The following is a 26347-nucleotide window of genomic DNA, read 5'->3' on the forward strand; positions in this document are numbered from 1 at the left end:
TGGTGAGCAGGGTGATCTGCTCGGCGGGTAGGTCGTGCTGCCACTCGGTGCCGTACAGCCATGCGGCCACGGCCTGCCGGGCGGCCTGGGGCTCGGCGCCGGGTTCGGCGTGGGCGGCGAGCTCGGCATCGTTTTCGGCCCGGCGGCGCAGTTCGAGCAGCGCGAGGTGCAGGCGCGGATCGGCGTCCCGCTCGGTGGCGGCGAGGTTCCCGGCGTGCGCGGAGGCGGCCTGGGCCGCGGCCTCGAGCCTGCTCCCGTCGTCGATCTTGTCGAGGCGTTGCAGGTGTGCCTGGCCTCGTACCTGTTCGGCGAACGCGGCCAGTGCCCGGTGGTCGCTGTAGACGATGCCGTGATCGCGGGCCTGCATCAGTGCGGCCAGCACGATGGGCGCATGGCCCATGGTCAGGGGCCGCTGGCCCTCCAGCACCGCGGCGCGCACCAGCTCCAGGAGGTCCTCCTGCGCGGCAAGCCCCTCCGCGGCACCGGCGTAGGCCCGCGCGCCCTGCGGGACGGGCGCCAGCTCCGCGGACGGTGTGTCGGGTGCGGGTACGTCATGGGTGGCGGCGCCGTCGGCGGGAAGGGTGAGCAGGTGGCGGCCGAGCCGGTCGACGTGATGGCGCGCCAGGTTGTGCAGCGCCAGCGCGAAGAAGCCGCGCTGGGGGCCGCTGTTGTTGAGCAGGGTCTTGGCGGCGTCCGCGACCTTCTGGTGGCGGTGGAGCTCTCCGGCGAGTCCGCCGACGTCACGGTGTCCGTCCCGCAGGCGGAGGGCCGCCTCAAGGTCCCGGCCCGCCTCGGCCGGCAGGTTGTCGTCGAAGGGCAGGTGGTCAAGTAGGTAGGCGAGCGCGGTGATGCGTTCCTGGTCCTGCTGCATGTCGAGGGCCGGGTAGGTCTCGCCGGTGGTGCTGATGCGGCCCGGCACCAGGTGGTCGGCGAGCCGGTCCGCGGCCTGCCGGACGAGGCGCAGGGCGTCGTGGGCGGGCTGTGCCGTGTGGTGCCTGCTGTGCCGTCCGATCACCTCTTCGACGGCATGGAGCGTCTGGGCAGCAGTCTTCGACAACTCCTTGGCCTGGGCCGCCTGGTGGTGCCAGTTGCCCGCGCCGCCGATGAAGGGCAGAGCCTGGTCGAAGGCGGTGATCTGCTCGTTGTCCGTGAGGACGGTGCGCAGGTGACGCACCGCGTCCTTGTGCAGCGCGTGAAGCGCCGCGCCGGCCTCGTCGAGTTCTGCTGCGATGGTGATCGGCTCGGTCAGGGTGGCCTCGAAGGCCTGGGCTCGCTCTTCCAGCGAGGCGCCGATGGGGCGGCGCAGGGCCAGCCGCATGGTGTCGCCGGCCGTCTCGCCCACCGGAGTGAAGATCCGCGGCTCGCTGTCGCTCCCGGTGACGGTGAGGACGCCGTTGTCCCAGACCGGGGTCTCGCCACCGGCGCGCAGGGCGAGCGCGTACAGCTCCGCCGCGGTGTAGGTGACCGTCTCGTCCCAGGTCGGGGAGCCAGCGGTGCGCATCAGCTCGGAGGGGGGAAAGTGCTCGGCGATGGACTGGGCGAGGGCGCGGGCGCGCTGCTGCTCGCCGTCCTCGGCGCCGCTCGGCCAGGCCTCCTCCCCCGCGGCGGACAGGGTTTCGGTGGTGACGTGCATGCGGGCGGCGTGGTCGTAGGCGGCCGAGGCCAGCGCGCTGATGCTGGACTCGTGGCTGCCGTCGTCTTCGAGGCGTTGCTGGAAGGCGTGGGCGAGCTCGACGAGCGTGCGGCACCAGTGCGCGGCCTCGGGACGGGTGCCAATCTGCTCGGCGGTCGCGTCCTGCCAGAGCGCGGTGGCCGCTTCGTCGGCGATCTCCTTGAGGGCCTTCTCGCTCATGTACTGGTGTCCGCTCCAGGTGCGGGTGAACTCCCCGAGCGCGGCGACGAGTTGCAGGGCGCCGGTGCGGACGGCGGCCTGGTCGGGGTAGGGGTCCTCGGTGTCCCCCATGCCCTGCGGATCGTCGAGGTGCCAGGCGGCCAAGGCGGCTGCCGGGACCGGGACCCCAGGGACAGGAGCGGTGGGGGCCGTCGCGTTGTTCAGGCGGGCCGTGACTTCGCGGACCAGGTAGGTGTGCAGGTGTTCAGCGGCGGTGGTGGGCGCGTCGTCTCGGCCGAAGTACAGCCTGAGCAGGCGGGCGGGCAGGAGGTCCTGGTGGGCGGCGAGGTGTGCCTCGGTGAAGCTGCTGATCAGGTCATCGGGGTCGTCGCCCAGGCTGCCGGTGAGGCGCAGGCGCAGGTCGATGTCGCCGCTGGCCGCGTCCGCGAGCGCGGCCACCTGCTCGGCCCACGGCTGCCACTGGCCGGGAAGGTCGGTGCCGGCGGCGGGCAGCGGGCCCAACTGCGTCGGCGCGTCCGCGGGAACGGCCTCGAGCAGGGCGCGCCACATGGTGCCGAAGAGGCCAACGAAATCGCCCATCGGTCCGACGTCGCTGTGCAGGGCCCGCCGCAGGCGGGGTGACATGTCCTGCTCGCGCTGTTCCAGCCACGCCCACAGCGCCGGTGCCTGGGGCACCTCGGCAGACGACGAGGCGTGGAAGTGGACGGTGGGCAGCAGCTGCTCGTCGGCGCGGGCCTGCGCCGTGAGCGCGGCGATTTCCTGCTGGAGTTGCGGATCGGCTTCGTCGACGAGGCTCTGGATGCGGTCGGCGTGCCGGTACGCGGTGCTGTTCAAGGTCATCAGCAGGTCGCCGTGGCCGAACTGGCCCTCGTCGGACTGCTCGTGCCAGACCTGCCGGGCCAGCTCGCCTATCTGGTGGCACAGGGCGGGCAGGACCGGGGAGACGCCCGCGGTCAGGTCGCCGTGCTCGTCGCTCAGGTGCTCCAGGAGCCGGAGCAGGGTCCGCTCACTGGCCGACTCGTCCGGCGTCAGCGCCCCGGAATCGGTCACCCGCTGGGCGAGCCGGATGAGGTAAGCGTGCCGGGCGGCGAAGTCCTCGTAGCTGGTGAAGGGGTTGGCCGGGTCCAGCTTCGGCCTCGTCAGGTGCAGGATGCCGCTCTGGCGCGCGGCGTCCGCGGCCAGGTCGGGCTTGTTGACCACTGTGGCCGCCCAGCGCCGCCACATCTCCGTCGCCACACTGTCCAGGGCCTGCCAGCCGAGCATGCGGTCGGAGACCTCCTGCGCCCGCAGCCGCGTGATGTCGACCACCTGGTCCAGCAGGGACACCCAGCCGTTCGGGGTGGCGCCGGGCCTCGGCGGGTTCAGCAGGGCGGACAGCGCGATGACGGAGTGCCGCTCCGCCGAGGGAAGCTGGTCGAGCGGGCCGACCTCCTCGGCCCACTCGCGCCAGGCGGCCTGCAGGCCGGCCAGGGCGGCGACCGCTTCCAAGGGGCTGGTGTAAGTGGTCTTCCCGGCGGCCTTGCGCAGGGATGCCCGGCTGACGTCGGGCATGCCGCGGGCGGCGGCGCGGGCCAGGTAGTTGTCGCTGTGCCGCAGCAGGGTGGTGAGCTGGGTGAGGGCCTGGTGCAGCGGGCGGGCCCCGCCGTTGTCGGTCAGTTCGCCGCGCAGGAGCAGCAGGTGTTGGTGGGCCTCGGACACGGCCCGCCAGTGCTCTGCGGGTCCGCCGTTGCCACCCGGTTCGGGCAAGCTCGCGGCGGCCTCGGCCAGGGCGTCCTCGGTGGCCTGGGTGTGCCACGGCGTGACGTCATCGAGCAACGCACGGTGCTCGGACAGCCACTGCCCGAGGTCGGACAGGAGACGGTCGGCGGCCTCGACGGCGTCCGGGCCCGCCTGGAAAGGGGTGGGGTGGAGGACTTCCAGGGCCCACTCCCCCGCCTGGTCGGCACGCACGAGTATGCCTGTGCCCGGCGCCTGCACGGCCGCAGGCTGCGGGGCGGTGGCCGCATAGGTGATCAGCGCGTCGAAGGTGTCGTTGTCGAGGTCGTCCAGGCCGGGCCAGTCACGGGGCTGGTTGGCGAGGAACGCCCGGGCGTCGTGGGCGGTCATGCCCTTAGCGAGGGAGACGAAGCGGGCGGCGTCGTCCTGCGCGGGCAGTGGCTGGAGGGTGCCCGCGCGGCCGCCGCCGCGCGACCACAGGGTCCACGGGACTTCTCCCTGCCAGGAGATCCGCAGGCCGGAGTCGGAGCCGAGGCGCTGGTGCAGCTCCTCGCCGCGGCACACGAACACTTCGCGGCCGCGCTGGACGGCGTACAGGGTGTCGGGGTCGGGCAGGAGGACGAGCCGTGCAGTCTGCGCGGTCTGCGCGGTCACATGCGCGGCCAGCAGGTCTATCGCGCCGTCGTTACCGAAGAACGCGTCGATCAGGGACGCGTCCTGCGCTGACCCAAGGTCGCCGAGCTGCTGGTAGACCTGATCTTGTATCCATTCGCGGATGAGGTCGACGACGAGGTCGTTGACGGGTTCGTTGCTGACCACGAGCCCGAAGGTGTGCGGGTCGGTGGCGGCGGCATCCAGAAGCCGGTCGACCAGCTCGGCGTGCTCCTGCCACTGGGGAGGAATCGGCAGACGTCCGCCCGTGCGGGCGGGCTGGGTACCGGTGGCGTGCTGGCCGAGCGTGTGTGCCAGACGTGCGAAGGCGCCGGTGAAGCCGCGCGGGGTGAAGTCGGCGTGCAGGGTGTGGCGCAGCAGTGGGCTCATCTGATCCGCGCGCTCACTCAGCCAGTCCAGGAGCGCTGGCGCGTACGCCACGGGTGCGTTGCTGGTGAGAGGGTGGGCGGGGGTCCCCATCGCGGCGAGCAGCTCGGGGTCGGCCAGCGCCTGCTGGGTGAGGGTTTCGAGTTCGGCGTCGAGGTGCCCGTCGGTCTCGATGAGGGTGGCGTGCACGGACTTGGCGTGGCGGGCGGCCGCGCTGGCGAAGTCGGTGAAGTCGCGCTCCATGTGGGCGCGGTAGCCCTCGTCCTCGTGTTCGCGGGTCACCTGGCGGACCAGCTGTGCCGCCGCGTCCAGCAGGTGCGGCCATGCCGGGTCGATCCGGCCTTCGGGGGTGTTCAGCGGGCGCTGGTCGATCTCCTCAAGGAACCGCGACAGGCGCCGTTCGGTGGCCGACTTCTTCGGCCGGCTCTGGGCGTGGACCCGGCGGGCGGAGCTGACGATCGCGCCGTGTGAGCGCTCCAGCCCCTCGCGGTCGAGGCGGCCGTCGGTGTGCGCGTACGGCACTGCCGGGTCGAGGTCGCGGGAGGCGACCTCAAGGGGGCGCGGGCTGGGGGCGAGGAGGGTGTCGGCCAGGTCCGGATCGGTGAGCACCGTCCGGGCGAGACGCCCCAGGTGGGCGGGGAGTTTGCCTCTCGCATTGCTCAGGTCCACCAGCCCGGTGGCCCGGGCGAGGCCGTACATGGCCTGCAGGTGCGCGGCGGCGCCGCCCGGGATTTGTGCGGCGGCCACCCGTGCCTTCCCGAGGGCGACCTGCGCCTCGGTGCGCTCGAGTCCATTAGGTGTGGTGCTCTGGGCGGCGGCCTCGGCGAGAGTGTCGAGGGCTTGCTGGACCTCGGCCGCGCTCGCATAGGGAGCCTCGAAACGCCGGGCGGTCTCGCGCAGCCAGGTCTCGTCGGGCTCGGGCGGCGGGGTGTGGGCGAGGCGGTCGACGTGGAGGGCCGCGGTGCGCGCGAGGTGGCGCAGCCGACCGGTGGCGCGGCGGTCGGTGGGTGCGAAGTCCGGGTGCGCGGCCAGCGCATCGGCAGCCAGCTGGGCCCGGGTGTAGGCCTGGAGCTGCAGGCCCCAGTCCTCGGCGGGAGTTTGCTGAGCGTGTTCCCAGGACTCGGCGAACTCCGCGATGGCCAGGCCGAGCTCTTCGGCCGGCTCGGCGGGCAGCTCCTGTGCGAAGTCTTCCCGCCATTGGCCGTACAGCGCGTGCAGGGCCTCGCGTGCGGTGGCGGCGGAGTCGTGTTCGTTGTCCGTGGCGTACGGGGCGGGGCGGTCTTCGCCGAGGATCCAGCGGTCCTGGGGGGAAAAGTCGTCGCTCGTGGTCGTGTCCTGCACGGACTCGCCTGCGAGCTCCCCCGCAGGGGCAGGGGCGGGGGTGGATGCCGGGGCCTGGGGTGCGGGGGTGCCGTTGGCGGTGGGGTCGGCCGGGGCCGGGGCGCGGACGGTGTCGTCGTCGCCGTCGCGGATGGCCTGGCCGAGGGGCTGGTTGTCCTGGCTCCGGGTGGCCATGAACTGTTCGAACCGGGTGCGTGCTTGGTCCTCGATGGTGCGGGCCAGGTCGTTTTCTCCCGCGTGCTGGGCCAGGGTGGCGCGGTGCCGGTCGAGGAAGGTGCGGGCGAGGCGGGTGAAGTCGCTCAAGGGCGTCTGCATGGTGGCGTGGTCACGGCCCTTGAGGGAGCGCAGGAGCTGCTCGGCCTGCTTCAGCGAGTTGGTGAGGGCGGCTTCGGTGTCGTGGCCGTCGCGGACCTCGTGGGCGGCGACCGCCTCGAACAGGTCGTGGCGTAGCTGGGTGAAGGCCCGGGGGATGCTGTCGCGGTCCCAGGTTTGTTCGGCGGCGCGGCTGAGCGCGATCTCGGCGGCTTCCACCTCGGCGAAGGCCTGGTTCCATTCCCGCTGAGTGGCGAAGACGGGCACCGTTGCCGGCGGCGGTACTGCGGCGGGCGGCTGCGGAGCTGCCGCGGTGGGCATGCCGGTGCCGGCCGGGGCGGGTGCAGGCTCGTCGGCCGCCGGCGTGACGGTCGCGGGTGAAGTGCTGGTCGTGGGTGTCTGCTTGGGGTCTTCGGCCGGGTTCCGGGCCGCGGGAGTCTCTGCGGCTTTGGGGGCTTCGGGGGCGGAGGGTGCGGCGCGCCGGGCCAGGCCGGTGAGGCGGGCGTCGTTGGAGACGGCTTCGAGGCGGGAGCTGTCGCGGCGGCGGGCGATGAGCTGGCGCCCTTGGCTGGTGACGGCGTGCAGGACGGGGCTGTCCTGCATGAGGAGGCGCAGCAGGCCGTGGGCGGCGAGGGTTTCGGTGCCCACGGTGTACTTGGCGGACAGGCCCAGGTCGTCGAGGCGGACGTACTCACGGCCGTCCTCTGCGCCGGACTGGTCCGGGCGGGGTTCGTCGGAGTCCTCCCACTGGGCCAGCGCGGCAGGGCTGTCCAGGGTGGCGGTCCAGCGCTGTTCATGCAGGGCGGCCAGGCGGCCGAGCCGCTTGAGGTCGGTGGCCATGGGGTTGTTCCTGCCGAGTGCCTTGGTGGCGTCCTCAATGGCGGTGCGCCACAGCTCGGGCGGCACGATCGCTGCGGCCGGCGCCAGCACCTCGCCGGCCAGGCGCTTCTCGCGCAGGCTCCGGCTCTCCTCGTGCAGCTGGGCGAGGGCCTTGGTGAGTTTGCGGGCACCGGGGCTGCTGGCCGCGTCGGGGTGGGATTCGACGACTGCGCGCAGGGCTTCGGCCATCAGCCGCTCAGCGATCCATGTGGCGAGGCGGTCGGTGTAGTGCGGGAAGTCCTCCTGTTCCTCGTCGGCTGCCGTGGGGCCGTCGGCGGAGGCACCGGTGCCGCCGCTGCCTGCGCCGGAGCGGCTGCGGGAGTGTCCACCCCCTCCGCCTCCCCCGCCGGCGCGGGCCATGGCAGCCCCGTCCTGGGCGCCGCCCGCGTAGCTGGGCACGCCTCCGGCGGGGCCGTTGCTCTGGACGGGGGCCTCGGTTTCCAGCTCGGCCATCAGGGCGGCCAGCTTCGCCTTGGCCTGAACGAGGTTGTCGTCGTCGTGGTAGACGGTGCCGAGGTAGGACTGGGCGTTGGCGACCTCGGCGAGGGCGTGAGCGTGCTGTTCCTGGGCGAGGGCGAGGTCGTCTTCGAGGTGGGCCAGGCGGTGTTCGAGGGACTGGATGGTGCCGGAGACGGAGGCTGGATCGTCGGTGAGCTTCTTGCGGACTACGGTGATGTCCTTGCCCGCGCCGAAGTCGAGTTTGAGGTCGAGGAAGTCCATGCGGGCGAAGATGGGCACGCCGCCGAGCTCGGCGACCTCCAGTGGCGGGTGGTTGCGCTGGCCGCGCAGCTCGTCGAAGGTGTCGACGAGCCGGAATTGCAGAGCGGCTGCCGCTTCCTTGCGCTTGGTGTAGGTACGCCTGGTGCCGGTGCGCTCCACAACGGTCATGGAGAAGTCGGTGTCGCGGGTGGAGCGGCGGGTGCCGGGCGTGGTGGCGTCGCCGAGGACGGTGGTGAGCCAGGAGATGCTGGCCTCAAGCTGCTCGGCACGCAGGGTCTCGGTGTCGATGGTGTGCCGCAGGCCGTACTGGGCGGCGTTGTGGGCGTGCTTCTCGGCCTCCATGCCGAGGATCTCGTTCTGGAGGGTTCCGACTTCCTGCAGGCGCGGGTCGCCGGCGCCCATGGCGACGGCCTCGACCATGTACTCGTTGAGGTCCATCGCGATGTCTTCGATGGTGCGGTCGGTGAGCTTGCCGCTCATCAGCTGCTGGATGAACTTGGCCTTACCCAGGACGAGCTGCCACACATAGGCGTCGAAGCTGTTCTCGGTGACGTAGTTGTAGACGTGGACCTCGCGCTGGAGGTCGTAGTTGAGGTTCTTCTGCCGTACGACGCGGCCGGTGCGCTGGTGCAGGTCGACGGGGCGCCAGGGGCAGTCCAGGTGGTGCACGGCGATCGCACGCCGCTGCACATTTGTCCCGGTTCCCATGGTCTCGGTGCTGCCGATGAGGACGGAGATCTTGCCGTTGCGGGCGTCGCGGAAGAGGGCGGCCTTCTCCCGGTCGCTCTTGGCTTCCTGCATGAAGCGGATGCCGTCGGTGGGCACGCCGCGGGCGGCGAGCTCCATGAACAGCCCGTCGTAGACGGTCCATTTGCCCTGCTTGAGGGCGTCCTTGGAGGGGGTGCCCAGGTCGGCGAAGACCAGCTGCAGCGAGCCGGGGAGTTCGTCGGGTGCCGCGTCCTTGGGGCCCTGGTAGACGTCGTCCTTGTGCTTGAAGTACAGCTCGGCGATCTTCTCAGCGGCGATCGAGATCTTCGTCTGCTCGCCGTCTTCGAGGGCGTAGCCGATCAGCCGCGGGTCGAGGGCTGCCTGCCTCATCCAGCTGGCCAGTTTGAGCATGTTGTCTTCGCTGGGGTCCACCGAGCGTGAGCGGATCGCGCGTGCCCGGCTGCGGGCCTCCTCGGCGATCTCGGCGTTCACGCTGGTGGGCGGGCAGCTGATGATCTGCGGGCCGCCCTTGTACTCGTCGGGGACCGGTAGCCCGAGGTCTTCGGCGGTCTTGACGTCGGTGGGCACCCACCAGGCCGTCAGCAGTTCGGGCATGTTGGTGAAGCGCGCGAACCGGGACTTGGTCTGCAGGCCGCCCTCGGGGGCGATCTCGATCTTGGTGTCGATCTCGGCGTGGTTGGCGACCCAGTCGTCGAAGTTCTCCAGGCCTTCGGCTTCGAGGATGTCGGGGCGCAGCAGCTTCATCCACACGTACGCCTCGGCAATGGAGTTGACCACCGGGGTCGCGGACGCTCCGGTGATCACGCGGGCGCCGTACTTGGCCCGCATGTACTCGAGCTTCATGTGAAGGTCGGTCGCACGGATCGACCCGGCGATCGACAGCCCGGCGTTGTTGGACGGGTTGTACAGGTTCTTGAAGTTGTGGATCTCGTCGACGAACAGGTAGTCGATGCCGAGCTGCTCCCACGACAGGCCGCCTTCGCGGATGGAGCGCATCCGGGCGCGCAGGGCCTGTTCGCGGACGAGCTTCTTGGTCTCGACCGCCTTGACGGTGTCGTCGGCTTCGGGGTCCTTGCCCTCGGCGATGAGCCGGTCGCGGCGGCGCTTGAGGTCGCGTTCGAAGTCGGCGAGCTGGTTGGCGATGTAGTTCTCGTGCTCGGCCGCGGAGAGCGGGATCGCCTTCATGACGCCGTACGTCATGATGATCGCGTCCCAGTCGCCGGTGGCGGCCTTGGCTGCGAACCGCTTGCGCTTGCGGCGGGTGGATAGGTCCTTGGTGGAGGCGGTCAGCACCTTCGCACCGGGGTAGGCCTGCAGGAACTCCCTCGTCCACTGCTCGGCCATGTGGTTGGGGACGACGATCGCGGGCTTGCGCGCGAGGCCGAGGCGGCGCAGTTCCATGGCGCCCATGGACATCTCGAGCGTCTTGCCGGCGCCGACCTCGTGGGCGAGCAGCGCCGAGGGTTCGTTGAGGATCCGGGAGACGGCGGCCTGCTGATGGGGGCGGGGGGTGAACTCGGTGGACAGGCCCGGGAAGGACAGCTTCGGGGCGTCGTCGTAGTTGCGCAGGACGAAGGAGTTGAAGCGGGTGTTGTACAGGTTGGCGAGGTGCTCGGCGCGCTCCTCGTCTTTCCACAGCCAGGTGCGGAACTCCTCGTTGATCTTCTCCGCGTACTTGTTGGCGACCGTCGTCGCGGTCATCGCCTCGGCCCGGGCTGCTGCTTTCTCCGCGGCGGTGGCCTCTTCGGGCCAGGAGGCATCGACCCGGATGGGCCGCTGGTTGAGCAGGGCCCGCACGATCTGGACCGCGTTCATCTCCTGGGTGCCCCAGACCGCGGTCATCATGACGTCGTTCTCGCTGTGGCAGTCGACCGTCCAGGTGGAGCCGGCGGCGCGCTCCACCTTGATCGACTCGTCGCGCAGCAGGCCGCGCAGGAACTCCTGGACGTAGGAGGCGTCCACCCAGGGGGCGCCGAGCTTGACGCGGATCTCCCCCGGCGGAACGTCCTCGGGCTGTACTTCGGTGAGCGCCGCGACGTTCGCGACGAACCGCTGATCGACGGCGGCTGCGTCCTGGGCCTGGGAGAGCTTGAGCCGGACGTTGCCCGACAGGTACTCGGCGGCCGGCACCAGGCGCCCGGTGTGGGGCTCCTCAAACACCACCCCGAACAGCGCATCCCGCGCGGCCTGCTCACCGTCCAGCTCGAGCAGCCGGGCTACGACGTCGAGGCGTATCTGGCCGTGCAGGTCGAGGCTGATAGCGGCGGCCTCTTCGGGCGTCTCCGCCCGCTCGGGCAGTGCGCGAGGGGCTGCGACGCGCTGCGTGAAGATCTCGGACTTGCGGGCGGTGCCGGTTTCCTCGTCGAACTCCTCAAGCGCGTACACCAGCGGGGCGTGCGGGTCGTCGGCGAAGCCGCCCTGCGGCGGCGGGACCCGCGCCCAGACCTTGAGCTTTCCGGCGTCGCGCAGCTCGTCGCGCACCGCCTGCACTTCGGCCAGCAGTTCGCGCAGCGCGGCCGGGGCCTTGGCGGCGTTCCAGCCGAGCAGGACCTCCAGGTCGGCGTCGGTCATCACTCCGTCGCCGAGGTTGTCGATGGCGGCCTGCTGCTTCGAGCCGAGCCGGCCCGTCACCTCCAGGGCCGCGTCCATCAGCTGTTCGGAGAGCTCCTCGGGGACGTCGTCCCAAGTGAGCTTGCGAGTGCGCTCCACCCGGTCGAACCGGCTGACCGGCCCGTACTTCTCGACGTACGCCTCGTAGTGCGCGTTCAGGGTCGAGCGCAGGAAGGTCAGCCAGGCGTCATCGGCATCCGGCGAGGTCTCGGCGTCCAGGAGATCGGAGACCGCGTCACGTATCAGCAGCAGGGCCCGCAGCTCGTCCCGCTGGGTCTTGGGGCAGGGGTGCGGTTCGCTGTCCTCCAGCCGCGCCGACCAGAAGCTGCCGTCGGGCAGCACGATGATCCGCCCGTCGAACCGTTCGGCGTTCTCGTCGAACAGCTCCCGCGCGTCGGGGCCCTGGACCTCCTCCTCGCGCCGGGCCGGGTTCTCGGTCATCCCCAGACCGGCCTCGACGGCGGCCGCGATCTCCCGCTGCAGTTCCCTGTCCAGGCGCGCGGCGGTGTCGCTGCTACCGGCGAGGACCTCGGGGCGGTGCTTGCCGCCCCGAGCCCGCCCGGGCACCAGGGTGCCCAGCACGTTGCGCGGATGGGCCTGGAAGTACTCGTTGACGTCCATCCGCTTGTCGTCGGCGGCCTTGACCTCTTCGGTCTTCGTGAAGGCCGCGCCCTGCTTCTTGTGGGAGGGCGCCTTGCGGCGGAAGACCAGCAGGTCGGTCGCTACGTCGGTGCCGGCGGCCGCGGCGTGCGCGCCGTTGGGCAGCCGGATCGCGCACACCAGGTCCGCGAGTTCGCCCATCTCCGCTCGGGCGGCCTTGGACGACTTGTCGAGGGTGCCGGTGGAGGTGATGAACGCGGCCACTCCCCCGACCCGCACCCCTTCAAGGGCCTTGATGATGAAGTGGTCGTGCATGGGGAAGTTGCCGGGATTGTGCCGGGGGTCGTTGAGCCGGGCGGAGTGGAACGGCACGTTGCCAATCGCCGCGTCGTACTCGCCGGGCCTGACCCGCGACTTCTCAAAGCCCTCGTTGAGGATCCGCGCCTGCGGATACAGGGCCTGGCTGATCGCCGCGGTAACCGGGTCGAGCTCGACGCCGGTCATCTCGGCCCCCTCGGGGGCCATCCCGATGAACGTGCCGATCCCGGAGCCCGGCTCCAGCACCCGGCCGCCCTTGAACCCGAGCGCCCGCAACGCCCGCCAGATGATCCGCACGTACGCTGCGTCGGTGTAGTGCGCGTTCAGCGTCGTCCGCCGCGCCGCCGAGTACTCCGCCTCGCTCAGCAGCTCCCGCAGCTCAGCCTGCGCCGCCTCGTACTTCTCACGACGGGCCTTGGTCCGCTCTCGTGACGGGTCGAACACATTCGGCAGCGCGCCCCACGACGACCACCGCGCCAGCACTCGACGCTCTTCGTCGGTCGCTTTCCGTTCTTCGCTCTGGAGCTGGCGCAGGACCCGCAGCGCGGCCAGGTTCGCCTCCAGCCGTGGCATCGGCGATGCCGGAGCCAGATCGTTCTGGTCCTCGGGGCGGAACTCCTCCTGGGCGGCCATCTAGAGCAACCCCTGACGGACCAGGGCTTCATCCGAGAGCCCGGTCAGCTCCAGCAGGCGAGGAACAGCACCCGCACGAAGCCGTTCACGCTCCGCGGCGCTGAAGTCCCCCGGCTGCTTCCGGCCGGCCAGCAGGTCGTGAAGGTGTTGCTCACGCCACTGCTCCTCGGCCACCTCGGAGCTGCTGAGGTGTGGGTCATCCGCCAGGTCGACGTCGTCCTCGGCGGGCAGGAGCACGAGCTCGCACAGCACCTCGCGCTCGGCATCGTGGCGGATCTGCTGCAGACGGCCAGCCCGTTCGAGGAAGGACTCCCCCGTCACGCGGGGCGCGTTCAGGCGCTCAGCGGTCCAGCGAATCCGCACCTCGTCCTGGACATCGGCGCCTAGCTCAGTGAAGAACGCCTCGGGATCATCGATCTCCGCGATGTGCCCGGGCCGGAACTCCTGCCAGTGCTGCTGCGCGCGCCGCCCGTACTGATTCACGTCCACACTCCCCACGTCCGGTGGGCAGCGCAGAACGATCAAGGGCTAAGAGAGGCTCCTCCTACGCTGCCAGCAACCGATGCTTGGTGGTGAGAGAGGCCCAAAACGGGTCTGAGCTGGGCTATCCCGTCGAGCGGGACCGATGAAGGAGGGAGCTGTTGCTGTGTTCCGCACTGCGGACTGGAGGTGGTTGACCGACAGCAGCAGAAAGTTCGATATCAGCACGTCTCTTGGCGGGCTACCTGCGGACCGTACAGATCCCAGGGGCGCTGCCCCTGGACCCCGCCAGGGGCGAGCGGCCCCTGGACCCGCATGGCGGGGGGCGCTGCCCCCGACCCCGGCAGGGGGCGTTGCCCCCTGCACCCCCTCCTGGGGGCCTACTCGCCCCCCAGACCCCCAGCGCCAGGCCCTTGGCGGCCTGGACCAGCCCACCCCGCATGCCCTGCGCCGGCTCCTAACGTCGCCGACGCACCGCTCGGGCGCTGGGCGCCCTCCCTGGGCAAGCGGGACAGGAACGGGCCCAACGGCCGGACTGGGTCACTGAACCCACCCCAGGACGCCTGCAACTGCTGCCCTCAGGGGGTTGATGACGGGGTGGTACTGGTTCAGGACGGGGTAGAGATTGGCTGCAAAGGCGAGGCTGGTTAGTGGTTCGGAACTTGTGGGCGTGGTGCGACAAGCGAAGCGATGAACGGTCCGCTGTGGTGCTTGCATTGTGGTGGAAGGTGAGATATCACGCGCGCGCACGCTCTAGAGGTTAGACGGATGCCCGTTGCTGCAGGTCAGAGCGCCCAGCAAGCAAAACGATCATGACGTCCAACTCATACTACTGGCGTCTCAGTATGAAGCGAGCACCTTGTCCACCCATGACGATTGCGCGGTGTACGCGCAATGTTGCGCGCTTCGATGCGCGAGCTCGCCACAGCTGCTGTCGTGGCAGCGCTAACGACTGAACCATGGGCAGGTGATTCCAGAGGAGGCCGGCGGGTCACGCGAGGCTCGGGTCGGCTCGTACGCACGTTTGCCCGCCGGACATGGGGCGCGGCCCTGGCCTTCCGAGGTCCACGGGCGCGGAATGGAAAGTTCCAGCAGGCACACACTGTGAGGGTGCAGCAGGTCAGCCTCCGGCCATGCGTTCCATGCTCTGCAGCTCATACTCGACACGCCAACGCGCACATACGGCGCGTCGTTGCGCAGTATGTGCGCAATCAGTAGGGTGCTCTCTGTCTAAGATTCGATCTTGAGGAGTGCGCTTCGCCATGTCGGCAAGTTCCGCCCGAGGCCCGGACGTTAACGGGTCCCTCGGGCCATCTCCAGTCCCCCGCAAGAAGCCGGGTGGCCGAGCCAGTCCCTATCGGCAGCCGGGGAGTCTTGCGCCTCGTCCGAACGTCGTTGAGCTTCCCGATGGCCATCGGGCTCACGTCGAGCCGCCCGTCACAAGCGATGGCTTCATCGGCGGCGGGTTCGCGATGGATTCGCTCGCCTTCATGCGCTGGGCTTCCGCCTACTTCTACGACGACAACGTCAGCCTCTGCGTCCTCCTGTTCTTGATCGGGAGCCAGGAGCCGGGCGGTCTTGCATGCGTCACCCAGAAAGAGATCGCTCAGGGCATTTCTGAGCAGATGTGGGAAGACCTACGTAAAAGACGTGATCAGAGCCAAGTCTCACGGTCCATCTCCAAGCTCACCGCACTCGGTTTGGTTCACATGCCTAAGCGAGGGCACTATCAACTCCAACCCGCGGCCACGCTGCGAGGCGGCACCCAGACGTTTGAGCGACCGGTGCGACAACGAAGTGGGGCCCGGACGGAGAAGGTCCGTGTGAGGGTCGACCAGCTGAGTATTCTGGCGGATCTTCTGGACGACCCGGATGTTCCTGAAGCCTTCAAGCAGCTGGCTCGGCCCGATCCGGAGCTTCCTCGTCGTCGAGGAGCGGCCAAGCAGTCCGAATCTGAGTCCCCCGGAGGGCAGTGTTGATGGCAGAGGCACCCATGGTTGATGAGGCCCCGGCGGAACTCACCTGGGGCTCCTTCAACGTCTTCGCGTACACCCCGAGCATGCCGGGCATCGCCTACCGGGTACTACACCACCTGCTAGGCGAGCAGAGGCCCGGCGGTCTATGTCAGACCACCGAGGTGGAGATCGCCGAAGCGCTGAAGGTACATCGCTCGCAGGCCGGCCGCGGACTGCTTCACCTGGGGCTCGCCCGCATGGTCTTCCGGAAGACCAAGGGCCTCTACCAGCTCAACCCTATGCTCAGCGGCTTCCGTACGCCTGCGGAGCACAAGGCAGCCATCGACGGCATGGCCGAAGAAGACTGGCTCGACGTCGAGGACTACCAGGAGCGGTACGACAGAGCCCTCGCAAGGCACGAGGAGGAGGTCCGGCTCCGTACGCTGGAGCGGAAGCACGGCAAGGTCCCGACAGCACCAGGTGTGGCTGACCTAAGCGCAGCGCGCCGCCGGGGACGCCGGTAGCAGGTCAAGAAACAGCGAGGCCCCACCCGAAGGTGGGGCCTCGCTGCGTCTAAGATTCGTGAACACTGTACCCCGAAACCGGAGCCGTTTGCCAGCGGAGTCATCCGGTCAAGGCGGGAGCAGCTCCCAGTGCCCCCGACAGGCCGGAGCTGCCCGCGATGTACAGCGCTCCCCCCAAGCGGCGTTTGGCCTGCCGGGACGAGTACACCCGGGCCCGGATGCGACCCATAGACACATGCACCGTGGTCCACCTACCACTGTCGATGCGACGAGAGGGGGGACCAGCCCTCGGCGGGTTCCCCCCTCGTGCGCCTGCACGGCCTCGCTATCAGCGCTTGGAACGCTTGCGCTTGAGCTCGGCAGGAACTGTCCAGTACTCCTTGACGAACGTCACTGCCGGTCAACGAGGCGACGCGCCGCTGTTCGCCGAGGTGATGAACCGCATCCGCGTGCCCCGCCCTGGCAGCGGCCGCCCACGCACCCGGCCCGTCTACGTCCTTGCCGACCGGGCGTACTCCTCACGTGAGATCCGCGAGTACCTGCGCCGACGGCAGGTCCCGCACACCATCCCGGAGAAGCGGGACTAGGCCGGACATCGGCGCCGCCGTGGCAGCGCGGGCGGGCGCCCACCCGGCTTCGACCTCGAGAAATACAAGGTGTTCTTCCGGCCCGGTGGTCGTCCGGGTCCGGGATGAGCGGGTTTTGGTGCCCGGGCCGGGCAGACGGCCTTGGGGCGGATGTGCCGAAAGTCGCGGCGGACTCGTGCCGGGGTCAGCCTGTCTGAGGTGACGGGCTTTTCCCACGGACGGCGCCGGTCGGCCGCCAGTGGCCGGGCCAGTCACAACTGGGTGTAGGCGGCGAGGATCAGCCAGGTCCAGCGGTCCACCGCTTCGGGGGTTCGGATCTTCGGGCGGGTCCAGCCGAGGGTCTGCTTGAACAGACGGAAGGTGTGCTCGATGTCGAAACGCCGCAGGTACGCCTGCCGGAGGCGGTCGACGTCCGATGCGTCTGCGTCGAAGCCCGACCACCACAGCCAGACCGGCTTCGGAGTGGCTCCACTGGGCAGGTGGTCGATGTCCAGGCGGATCACGGTCCCCTCGACGATCGGGAGAGTGCCGTCGGCTGCGGCCCAGGAAGAGCGGTGGGTCAGTTTGGGGTGGAGCCGGTCCCACGAGCGTGCTCGGGCGGTGCCGTAGAGGCGTGTGCCGGTGAGAGTTTCGGTGTCCGGAGTGCCCCAGGTGTTGGGCTGCCCGAAGACGAACTCGCCACCGTGCCGGGGCGGCCGGCCCCTGGTACGAGGCTGCCGCGGTGGGGCCGGCCGACGCAGGACGCGGTCCGAGCGCATCCGGGCCACCACTTGCACCGGCAGATTCTTCAGCAGGAAGGCGAGGCGGGGCGCGTCGTATCCGACGTCCGCGATGACGAGGATGTCCGGGTCTCCGGTCTGCCACTGACCTGCGGTGACCAGCCGCTCGACAAGGTTGCGCAACTGCCGGGCGGTGACGGTGGCGGTGTCGTCCCCCGGCGCCAGACGCAACGCGTCCAGCGGCGCGGTCCACGAGTTGCGGCCGGGTTCCAGCGCGCAGACGATCGAGGACGGCCACCCCGGGAACGGGAATGTGCGGCAGTCGGTTATGCAGAGCAGCATGTTCGAGAGCCGGTGTATGTGTAAGTGAATAAAGATTGTGCCTTTGTGACGGGCCAGATGCGCGATCAGCGGGTGCGGTTCCAGGCCCACGGTGGCCCGTCGTGGGGGTTGATACCAGTGCGCCAGCCCAGCTCCGGCAGGTCGTGTTCGAGGTGACACCCACTCTGACCTGCGGTTTCACAGAATCACAATCTTTATTCACTTACACATTCACCCAACACGAAACCTATGCACCGACCCACTGGCGAAGGGGGAGGTCGGCGAGGAGGCGGGCCGAGTGGTCCGGGAAGTCCAGCGTGGAGGTCCCACGCCGAGGGAGCTGCGACACCGACCGTCTGACGGTGCGTGACACGCACGACGGTCTGCGTGTACCGTGCGCGATGCAACCGAAGGGGTACATGCACGATTAGGACGCTTTCTTCACGAGCACCGACGTGTGCACCCTGACGCATCAGAGATCAGTGGAGGAGCCTTGGACGAGTCCTTGGACGCACCCGTACAGAAGACGCTTGATGACCTACTGGAGCTCGTGAGCTTCACGGACTTGAAGAGTCGTCTGGAGGTAGTGCGCCGCTTCCCGGCCCATTACGAAGATGAGCACGATGAAATGCTGGCCGAGGTGGTGCGCCAGATTCGCCCCTACCTCCGGAACGTCATCGGTGTCACCATCGGAAAGGGAGGGCAGGGGAAGACGACTCTCTCCGCAAACATGGCAGGCATGCTCGCTGCAGAGCAGGAGAAGCTTGCGAAGCAGGGGAAGAAGGCTCTGCCAGTCCTGCATCTTGAGCTTGACCTTCAAGGGGATGGTCTCTCTCACGACTTCGGTCTGGCTCGGTCTAAGTTCAACGACAAGGGTGCGGGACTGGCAAGTGCTGTCACCAATGACGCTCCCCTCCACGTCATTAAGACTGACCGCCAGTTCCTGCATGTTGTGCCTGCCGGCGCCAACAATGCGAGGATCACCGATGCACTTGGGGCACTTGTTGCCACGCACGGGCGGGCTGCGCACCTCTTGCTTGCTCTCCTGTTGGCTCAGATCAGCCATCTGTACCGCTGGATCGTCATCGACTTCTCGCCCGGCGATCGCAGTCTGCAGCAACTCGGCCTAGCCGCAGCGACGCACCTCACCGCCCCCTTGATGGACTCAGACAACGCGTCCGTCAGTGGTCTTGCGAACCTCGCTGTGCTGGCCAAGAGTACCCGTAAGACCAACCCTGAACTCGGCGTGGCGGCCATGTGCTTCCTGGGCTTCAGGAAGGTCCAGGGGAAGCCCACCAGCGACCTGACCATCGTCTGGCAGAAGCTCCGCATGGCTCTTCAGCGGCACAACGTCTCACCCGATGTCATCCTCGAGGACTATGTTCGCGAAGGCCGTGTACTAGCTAAAGAGGCTCGCAACTCTGGCATGCTCGCCCACGAGTTCGCCATGGCGGCCGCCGGTCAGTGGATTGACCCGCTCACAGGAGAGGTCGCCGAGCGGCCCAGGGATGAGAACGGACGCCTCATTGACGCTAAGCGGGCCATCGAGCTCGCAAACGACCACGCAGCCATGGCTCGTGCCGTAATCACCAGGGTCCGTGCCCGTAATCAGCAGCTGAAGGAGGCCACCGCATGAGCAGCGGGCCCAGCAAGAATCCGGCCAAGAAGGGCTCGGGGTCGGGAAGGTCGCGAGGAGGCTCCGCGGCGCAAGGCAAGGGAGCATCCAATCTGAAGATGCCCGACCTCGACTTCGGCGGCTTCGGCGACGCCGCCGACGACGAAGAGCAGGCAGAGGGTCTGCCCGCAGACATCTTCGGGGCGGGACCTGCAGCGTCCTCCCCGGGTGTCGAGAGCCCGGTCGAGTCAGAGCCTCCGCTGGTGCCTCATCAGCCCGTCGAGGAAGCCGGGCCTCGAACTCCCGCTGAGCAGGAACTCGAGGCGCCAACTGCCCCCCCGGCCCGCACTGAGATCCCTGCCAACACCCTTCTCGCAACTCCGACGGAGGCTGATGGTCGCAGCGAGCCACCGAAGACAAGCGCGCCCGAGGATGCTGGCCCAACCACCCTGCCTCCGGTTCCCGAGCCCAGCCCGAGCCAGTCAGCTCCGGAAGCAGCTCCGCCCGTCGCGCCGCCCCCGACGTCGGTCGCCGTGGCGCGTCGAGAGTCGACGCATGCCGTTGCCAGTTGGGGGTCGTCCACCGGTCTGCCGGCGCGACGACCGCGCCGCAACACCTCGAAGCCCTTCACGGCTGACCAACGGCAAGAGAATCGCGAACAGAGCATGCGGGAACTGTTCGAGAAGGCCCCGCGTTATGCCTCGCTTCTGAACACGTACGCGGTGGTGAAGAAGACCGATTCGAAGCCGCGGAACATTCAGCTGTACGGCCTTACGTTTGAGCGAACCGCCACTCAGATCGCCATCGACACCGCGGTCATGGCTCGAGTCACGCCGCGCATGCCGACGCCCCGGCTTATCGCGGGACACTATGTCGACACTGCGCTGCAGGGGGCACTCTCCGCGCTCAACCCCGCGGAGGCTGACGCCGAGCGCATCGAGGACGAGAAGGATGTCGTCTTCGCCTTGGCGGACCGGGCCATCGCCTATCGGAACTACATCGCCGATGACGAGTACGCGTCCCAGCTGCGGCACAGCCGCACCATCTGCCCTCTAACCGAGTCTGGGGACGCGCTCCTGACACGGCTGATGACTCTGCTGCGGACTATGCCGTCCGTGAAGGTCCAGCCCTTCGAGATTGTGAGTGTGGCGGTCTCGGACCTCCTTGACGGCATGACCCAGGAGCAGGACGCCTTCGAAGAATTCCTCGCGCGCAGCGTGGCAACGAATATCCAGTAGCCGACGTGAACATCCACGATCGGATGGATGTGGCACCCTCGTAGCCGCCGTGGGTTTGGTCGGCAGCCACAAAGGAGGTGCCCACCTCGTGTGACCAGCTCCGAGCCACCGGCTCCAAGGCGAAGGCATTCGCCAGCCGGGGCCTGGTCCTCTCCCCGAGGGGACCAGGCCCCGGCTTTCGGCGACGACTGCACCGTGCCAGGCGTGCCCGGCGATGGCGAGGCATAGGATGCGGAAGGCGAGACAGTTCGGCGAGGGCGTTCAAGGCCTAGCTTCCGACCCGAAGGAGCGCGGCGCCACGCGACGAGGGAAGATCGCGGTACTCGATTCAAGGTGGGGCCAGTCTCGCGCGTGAGGTAACGCTGGCACCGCTCCTCGGGGAAGGTGCTGCGTCCGGCTGCCCTCGGCGAGTCCACCGCTGCGTCTACGCCCAAATCCAATGTCCGTCCGTGGCGACGTATAGCCCTGCAACGACCTCCCCGGTGGTGGGGTCGATGGCGCAGCCGTCGGCACGCACGTACTGAGGCAGAGCCACGGCAGGGTGGGGGAGGGGGGGCTGCTGTGCGGCGCGGCGGCGCTCGGCGATGCGTATTTGTTCGAGGCGCCAGTGGGCTCGTTGGGCCTCGTGGTGTCGGCGGCGTCGTTCTGCTGTGCCGGCGGTGCCCAGGCGCTCGGCGGTCTCGGTCCAGCTGGTCACGGGGTCGGTGCAGTGCTGCGTCGGCTCTCCGGTGCCTTCCAGGGCTGAGGGGGAGAGGTGGTAGAGCTCCCCTTCGTGGCGGACGAGGCCGAGGTTCTTGAGCTTGCCGAGCTGTCGGTAGGCGGTCGGGCGGGATAGGGAGGCGCTGGCCTGGAGCTCGGTGAGGCTTTGTCCGTCTTGCTCGGCGAGGGAGGCGAGGATGGCGAGTCCGCTGCCGCCGAGTCCGTGGTGGGCGAAGGCGTCAAGGGTCATCAGCCGGCTTGCTGCCCTCGAGTCGAGGTTGGCGTTGGTGTCCGCCTGTCTCGCGGCTGGGCCACTCATGGCCCCCCCAGCCTTCGGCCCTTTGGGGGTGGACCAGTGGTGAGACGTCGTGGAGGGCAGGCGGGAGATGAGCATCCAGCGGGCGCCTTCGGTGGGGGAGCCCTTATCGAGCTGGCGCAGCATCTTGGTGGCGAGGAGGCGTTGATTGGAGTTGTGGGCGGTGGTCCGGCTGCAGCCCATTCTCTCGGCGAGGTCGCGTTCGGAGACGGTGTGGTCCCAGCTGCCTGCCTGGGAGCAGATGTCCATGCGGGCGATGAGGTTGCGCAGGTCGGTCTTGCCGGCGATGCCCTTCCATGGGGTGCATTCGATGCGGGAGCGGAAGGCGGCCAGGGCGGCGTGGAAGTCCTGGCGGGTGGTGAGTGGGTCGGTGGAGTGGACGTACTGCTGGGCGCCGTCCCAGGCCCGCTGAAGCCATGCGGCGGCCTTGTCGTAGCCGCGGCGGTGCTGGAGGGTGCGGGCGTGCTGGCCGGCCTTGTAGGGGCCGTCGAGCATGACTTGGACGAATGAGGCGCGGTTCCATCCCGCGCGGACGGCGTCGGCGGCGATGGCGCGGGTGATGGCCCAGGCGTGGTCGGACGCGGCGGTGTTCTTACCTCCGCGCTGGAGGTTGCCCGTCGCGTACGCGGCCTCTTGGTCGCCGAGGACGAGGAGTTTGTGCATCCGTACGGAGAGAGGTGGGAGCGGGGCGAGGAGCCCGGTCCGCGGCGGCTGCGCGCGAGTGCGGGTGGTCGTGGAGGGCTTGGTCTGCCGGTGCGTCAGGTGGGCGCGCTGGGGCGTGAGCGCGGCCATGCTCAGAGTGGGGGAGCGGCGGGCTGCAGGTACCGGGAGCGTGGTGGCTGCGGAGAGCAGGTCTATCGCGCTGTTCATGACTACAGCGCTCCTGCAGAGGTCCTTGAGGCGGCGATGGAGCTGGCCCTCGCACGTGGAGGAGGTGCTGCGGCAGCGCCCCGCAAACCGTTCTGCGGAGGGAGGAGAAGCAGGCACGAGCAGAGGTCATAACCGGATGATTCCGGCAGGGGTGGGTGACAAGCGGCAGCCGTCTGCTGCATCATGAATGCGATCCGTTCCCGGTGTCGTTGTGGAACGTCGAGGCGCCCTGGCAGGGGCGCGAGCTCCGGAGTGGGAGTGATTTCGCCCGGCTTCTCCGGAACGGAGAAGCCGGGACTCGCTCGACTGGCAGGTCGGGCGATGACGATGGGCTGGCGGCTGAAGAGGTGGTGGCACACCGCATCAGGCGCGAGGCCGGGCCCGGGTGTTGGACAGCCAGCACCGAGGCCGCAAAGAGCTAGGTCATCGGATGCCCCCCATTCGGGGGTCTGCCGTTCCTGACTGGCATGTCGTCCTCCTTGTCTGGTTGGCGCCTGCTTCGAGGCCCACGTGCGTGCGCGCCCGGCAGTGCGGGCCGCTGTGCGGGCGTCGAAGGGGCCGATGTGCCGCTTGTGGGGAGCCTGTGGCCCGGGGCGGGGTCACGCGGCCTGGGCGGCTGCGAATCGCGGTTGAGAGATGACGACGCTGGACCCGATGGCCGCTTGGACGGCGTTGCGCATCAGCCGCCAGTAGGCGACCAGCGGATCGCCGTGCGCGTGACTGGGGGCCAGGATGCTGACGGCGGCGACCACGCAGGGCTCGGCACCGGGGATGGCCGGGGCGCCGGGCAGGCGGCGGACCGGTACGGAGACGAGGAACCAGCCGGGCAGGGGCGCCTTGGTGAGTGCGACCTGTGTGGACCGAATCTGCCGCAGGTCCTCGCGCAGGGGGACGTCATGGCCGGCAAGGTTGGCGAGCATGACCAAGCCCGGGGCGTCGGAGTCGAGGGGCGCCCGGCGCAGTCGGTCCACGGCCCGGGGAGCGGAGGCCAGTTCGCGGCGCAGGCGCACGTCGTGAGCTCCGGCGGCGCCGACGCACAGGCGTTCGCCGGTGATGGGGGAGTAGGTGTGCAGGAGTACGGCCTGCTCGGTGCGGCTGTGCAGATCCTGAAGGAGGAGGGCGGCGTCGAGCAAGGGAGAGGTGCTGGGGTGTACGAGACCCGGAGAGCCGGTTGCGGCGGCGGGAGTGGGGCGCAGCTCCCAGTAGCCGAAGCGCGGCCGGAAGCAGACTTTCGCTTTGAAGAGTTGGAGCAGCCGCCGCCGCACTTCCTCCTCGTCCATGGTCGTCCGGGCAGCGATCTCGCTCGACTTGTGCGGTCCGGGGCCGAGCTGGAGCAGGGCATGGAGTACCGCGTTCGTGCGATCGCGCTCCCTACGCTGATGCGAACTACGTGAGCCGATGTCCACAATTCCTCCCCGGTGCGCCAAATCTGCCTTTCAGTAGTGGCAGCTGGTGCTGTTGGTCCGCCTGCAAGACCTCTACCTGGGCGCACAGGGGGATGGCCAGGAACACCCTCTTCCGGAAGACCCTCTTCCTGTGACGGATCGTGAAAGGGGAACTGGATCTTGCGAGGGAAGGGGTGGGTTTCGGGGCATTCGCTCCCGCTGCTCTGTGTCAGGTGTGTGGAAACATTCACGTTCCCCGGCGGAACAGAATGTCGATATATAGTCGTCGTTCCGCCGCGTGATCTGGAGATATGCCCGTCGACAGAACCAGTCATACGGGGCAAAACGGCCTCTCACTGGTGTAGGCCTATGCAGCTCTCCAGGCACTCGCGCCCGCATGCTGGCGGTCTGCAATCCACCAAGTCCCGCTGGACGATGCAATATGAGCATAGACAGCGGAAGAATCCGGTTAGGTGGGTTCTAGTCGGCGGGCGCCTGCGGTAAGAGCGATCGCCGGGATCGCGGTGTCGGCATGGCTCGGACCCAGCTGGTTGACGCTGGGGGCGGCAGCCCGATAGGCGGTGCGGCAGAGCGCCCGGCCGGGAGGATCTTCCCGGCTCCACCAGCGGCCCGGGCGAGCCGCCACATCCATCAACTCCGCGAGCTCCAAACCGGACAGTTCCACGCGCACGAGCCCGGCGACGGCCGGTTGTTGCATTCTGTCGGCGAAGTGCGCGGTGCCGTAGCGATGCGCGCACCGCGTGAGCAGCGACGCCAAAACCGAGGGCGCGCACAGCAGCTCGATCCGGGGGATGCCCGGGTGCAGTCCAGCCTGCGGCGCCGCCGCATCCACTCCATCGCGTACCTCCCTGTGCTGGACCTCGGCGTGCCGGCCGTGAGGCACCGCCCCAGCCACTTACGCACGCACGTCGGACGCGACGGTCGCCTGGTCTCTTCAGTGGCAGCACGCGGGAGCTGCTCTTAACTGGTGTTCCCCCCGAAGGGAAGAAGCGCGCTGGCACGCGGACAACCCGTCATTCCTCGGGCAGGCTGGCCATGACCGCACCGAACCAACCGCCCAGAAGGGGAGACGTCGCAGCAGGCGGACGTGAGCGAGCAGCCGCGGCCGAGAGGGCCGACGGGAGCGCCGGCTCCGCGATGCCGCTCACCTCCTGGTCCCGCATCAGATCCAGGCTCGACGACGCGAACAGTGCCGTCCATCCGGTGGTTGCTCAGATCAGGAGGCCAGCAAGCATGCACAGCCAGCCAGCAGGGAAAGACGCGGGCTGGGTCCCGAGCGCACAGAGCCAGCTGATCACCGGCGACGACGCTGCTCCCGATCACGGGCCTTTCGTCGCCGCCTACACGAGCCCGGCCTGGTACGGCCAGGCCGCCGCCCACGACCCCGCCCCCACCCCTGCGCCGTCCGCGCCCCACCCACCCGCTCCACACCCGCAGGAATCCGTGCCGACGGCGCCCGCACCCTGGCCCGTCCAGCAGCCGGCACCGGTGCAGGCCGCACCCTCACCGCCCCCGGCCATTCCGGGCCCGCCTCCCGCGGCCCCGTTCCAACCCGGGCCGCTTCCTGCGCAGGCCGGACACGGATGCCCTGCTGCTGTTGCTTATCCCGCCCCTGCCAACCCCGAAGGAACGGCGATCCCCACCGGCGGCCCCGCTTCAGCTGGGGCGGCCTGGCCGCCCCAGCACGCCGCCGTGCCGGCCGCGACGCCGGGCACCGCACAAGCGGCCCCCCTGGCCCCCCACGCGCCGCCGTCGTCGGCACCCCCCGGGACGGCGCACGCTCCCCTGGGGCGCAGCGCCGCGACCGAGCTGTCCTCCGAACGGCTCCTGCGCGGTGCCCCGCCCAAGCCGCGCAGCACCCGCCCCGGAACCCGCCCGGCCCGCTTCCGCATCGGCGGCGCGCGCGAGGACACAGAGCTGCAGCGCAAACTCGAGCTCATCCGCACACCGGTCCACTCCTGCTACCGGATCGCCGTGATCAGCCTCAAGGGCGGCGTCGGCAAGACCACCGTGACCACAGCCCTCGGGGCGACGCTCGCCAGCGAGCGCCAGGACAAGGTGCTGGCCATCGACGCCAACCCGGACGCCGGCACCCTCGGGCGCCGAGTGCGGCGCGAGACCGGCGCGACCATCCGCGGCCTGGTGCAGGCGATCCCCACCCTGCACACCTACATGGACATCCGCGCCTTCACCTCGCAGGCCCCCTCCGGCCTCGAGATCCTCGCCAACGACGTCGACCCGGCCATCTCCACCACCTTCAACGACGCCGACTACCGCCGCGCCGTCGACGTACTGGGCCGCCAGTACCCGATCATCCTCACCGACTCCGGTACCGGCCTGCTTCACAGCGCCATGCGCGGCGTCCTGGACCTCGCCGACCAACTGATCGTCGTCGCCACCCCGTCGGTCGACGGCGCCTCCAGTGCCAGCACCACTCTGGACTGGCTCAACGCCCACGGCTACGCCAACCTGGTCAGCAGGGGGCTCACGGTGGTCTCCGGCGTACGCGAGAAGGGCCGGATGATCAAGGCGGAGGACATCGTCGCGCACTTCTCATCCCGGTGCCGCGGGGTCGTCTCGGTTCCCTTCGACGAGCACCTGGCGGTTGGCGCCGAGGTGGACCTGGACCTGATGCGGCCCAAGACTCGCGACGCCTACCTGCAGCTGTGCGCCCTCGTCGCCGAGGGCTTCACCACCCGCAGAACGCCCCCGCCCGCCGCGGCCCCCGCCGGCCCGGCCCGCCACGCTTTCCCGGCCCAGCCCCCGCAGCACGGCTACGCACATCCCTCCGGGCACCCGCAGCAGAGCCCGTTCCCGCCACCGCCGCGGTAAGCGCTCTGAGCGCCGGCCAGGCGGACGTCACCGCCGT

General features: G+C 69.4%; 10 protein-coding genes and 2 pseudogenes (1 of these 12 only partly in view). 6 read left to right on the plus strand and 6 right to left on the minus strand.

Annotation, left to right across the window (positions count from 1 at the left end; translation table 11 throughout):
• Both ACZ45Q_RS23795 and ACZ45Q_RS23800 read right to left on the minus strand, forming a co-directional pair.
• On the minus strand, positions 1 to 12748 hold the beginning of the coding sequence (locus ACZ45Q_RS23795) for a UvrD-helicase domain-containing protein (RefSeq protein WP_468264725.1). Its footprint begins 18089 nt before the window's first position; only the first 12748 of its 30837 coding nucleotides appear in the window; it begins with the start codon at positions 12746 to 12748; its stop codon lies beyond the left edge, outside the window.
• Positions 12749 to 13231 carry a hypothetical protein gene (locus ACZ45Q_RS23800; protein ID WP_468264726.1) on the minus strand — a complete coding sequence of 161 codons (483 nt, stop codon included), beginning with the start codon at positions 13229 to 13231 and terminating at the stop codon, positions 12749 to 12751.
• Between the two features lie 1469 nt (positions 13232 to 14700).
• Here ACZ45Q_RS23800 and ACZ45Q_RS23805 point away from each other — a divergent pair.
• The 3 genes and pseudogenes from ACZ45Q_RS23805 to ACZ45Q_RS23815 form a co-directional block, all read left to right on the plus strand.
• The gene (locus ACZ45Q_RS23805; protein WP_468264728.1) at positions 14701 to 15207 is read left to right on the plus strand and encodes a hypothetical protein; all 507 of its coding nucleotides are present in this window, start codon (positions 14701 to 14703) and stop codon (positions 15205 to 15207) included.
• The gene (locus ACZ45Q_RS23810; protein WP_468264730.1) at positions 15207 to 15707 is read left to right on the plus strand and encodes a hypothetical protein; all 501 of its coding nucleotides are present in this window, start codon (positions 15207 to 15209) and stop codon (positions 15705 to 15707) included. Before ACZ45Q_RS23805 ends, ACZ45Q_RS23810 begins: the two co-directional genes overlap by 1 nt.
• Before the next feature lie 386 nt (positions 15708 to 16093).
• Positions 16094 to 16363, plus strand: a pseudogene (locus ACZ45Q_RS23815) (transposase); the annotation flags it as partial.
• Between the two features lie 182 nt (positions 16364 to 16545).
• On the opposite strand, the gene ACZ45Q_RS23820 reads toward ACZ45Q_RS23815, so the two are convergent.
• Positions 16546 to 17355 carry a transposase gene (locus tag ACZ45Q_RS23820; protein WP_468264732.1) on the minus strand — a complete coding sequence of 270 codons (810 nt, stop codon included), beginning with the start codon at positions 17353 to 17355 and terminating at the stop codon, positions 16546 to 16548.
• A 472-nt stretch (positions 17356 to 17827) separates the two neighbouring features.
• On the opposite strand from ACZ45Q_RS23820, the gene ACZ45Q_RS23825 reads away from it, so the two are divergent.
• Positions 17828 to 18970, plus strand: coding sequence for a ParA family protein (locus ACZ45Q_RS23825; RefSeq protein WP_468264734.1), 1143 nt, complete (start codon positions 17828 to 17830; stop codon positions 18968 to 18970).
• Positions 18967 to 20187 (plus strand): hypothetical protein, encoded by a 1221-nt coding sequence (locus ACZ45Q_RS23830; protein ID WP_468264736.1) that lies wholly within the window; start codon positions 18967 to 18969, stop codon positions 20185 to 20187. The genes ACZ45Q_RS23825 and ACZ45Q_RS23830 overlap by 4 nt, the downstream gene beginning before the upstream one ends.
• Before the next feature lie 424 nt (positions 20188 to 20611).
• Here the strand turns inward: ACZ45Q_RS23830 and ACZ45Q_RS23835 are convergent, their stop codons facing one another.
• The 3 genes from ACZ45Q_RS23835 to ACZ45Q_RS23845 all read right to left on the minus strand — a co-directional run bounded on the left by ACZ45Q_RS23835 (position 20612) and on the right by ACZ45Q_RS23845 (position 24310).
• The gene (locus tag ACZ45Q_RS23835) at positions 20612 to 22072 is read right to left on the minus strand and encodes a helix-turn-helix domain-containing protein (protein ID WP_468264738.1); all 1461 of its coding nucleotides are present in this window, start codon (positions 22070 to 22072) and stop codon (positions 20612 to 20614) included.
• Positions 22073 to 22671: 599 nt separating this feature from the next.
• Positions 22672 to 23352, minus strand: coding sequence for a hypothetical protein (locus tag ACZ45Q_RS23840; RefSeq protein WP_468264740.1), 681 nt, complete (start codon positions 23350 to 23352; stop codon positions 22672 to 22674).
• A gap of 574 nt (positions 23353 to 23926) precedes the next feature.
• A complete protein-coding gene (locus tag ACZ45Q_RS23845) occupies positions 23927 to 24310 on the minus strand; it encodes a hypothetical protein (protein ID WP_468264742.1) in 384 nt (127 codons plus the stop codon).
• Between the two features lie 560 nt (positions 24311 to 24870).
• On the opposite strand from ACZ45Q_RS23845, the pseudogene ACZ45Q_RS23850 reads away from it, so the two are divergent.
• A pseudogene (locus ACZ45Q_RS23850) lies at positions 24871 to 26304 on the plus strand (MinD/ParA family ATP-binding protein); the annotation flags it as partial.
• Between the last annotated feature and the right edge of the window lie 43 nt (positions 26305 to 26347).

The organism is Streptomyces sp. NPDC031049 (assembly GCF_055571015.1).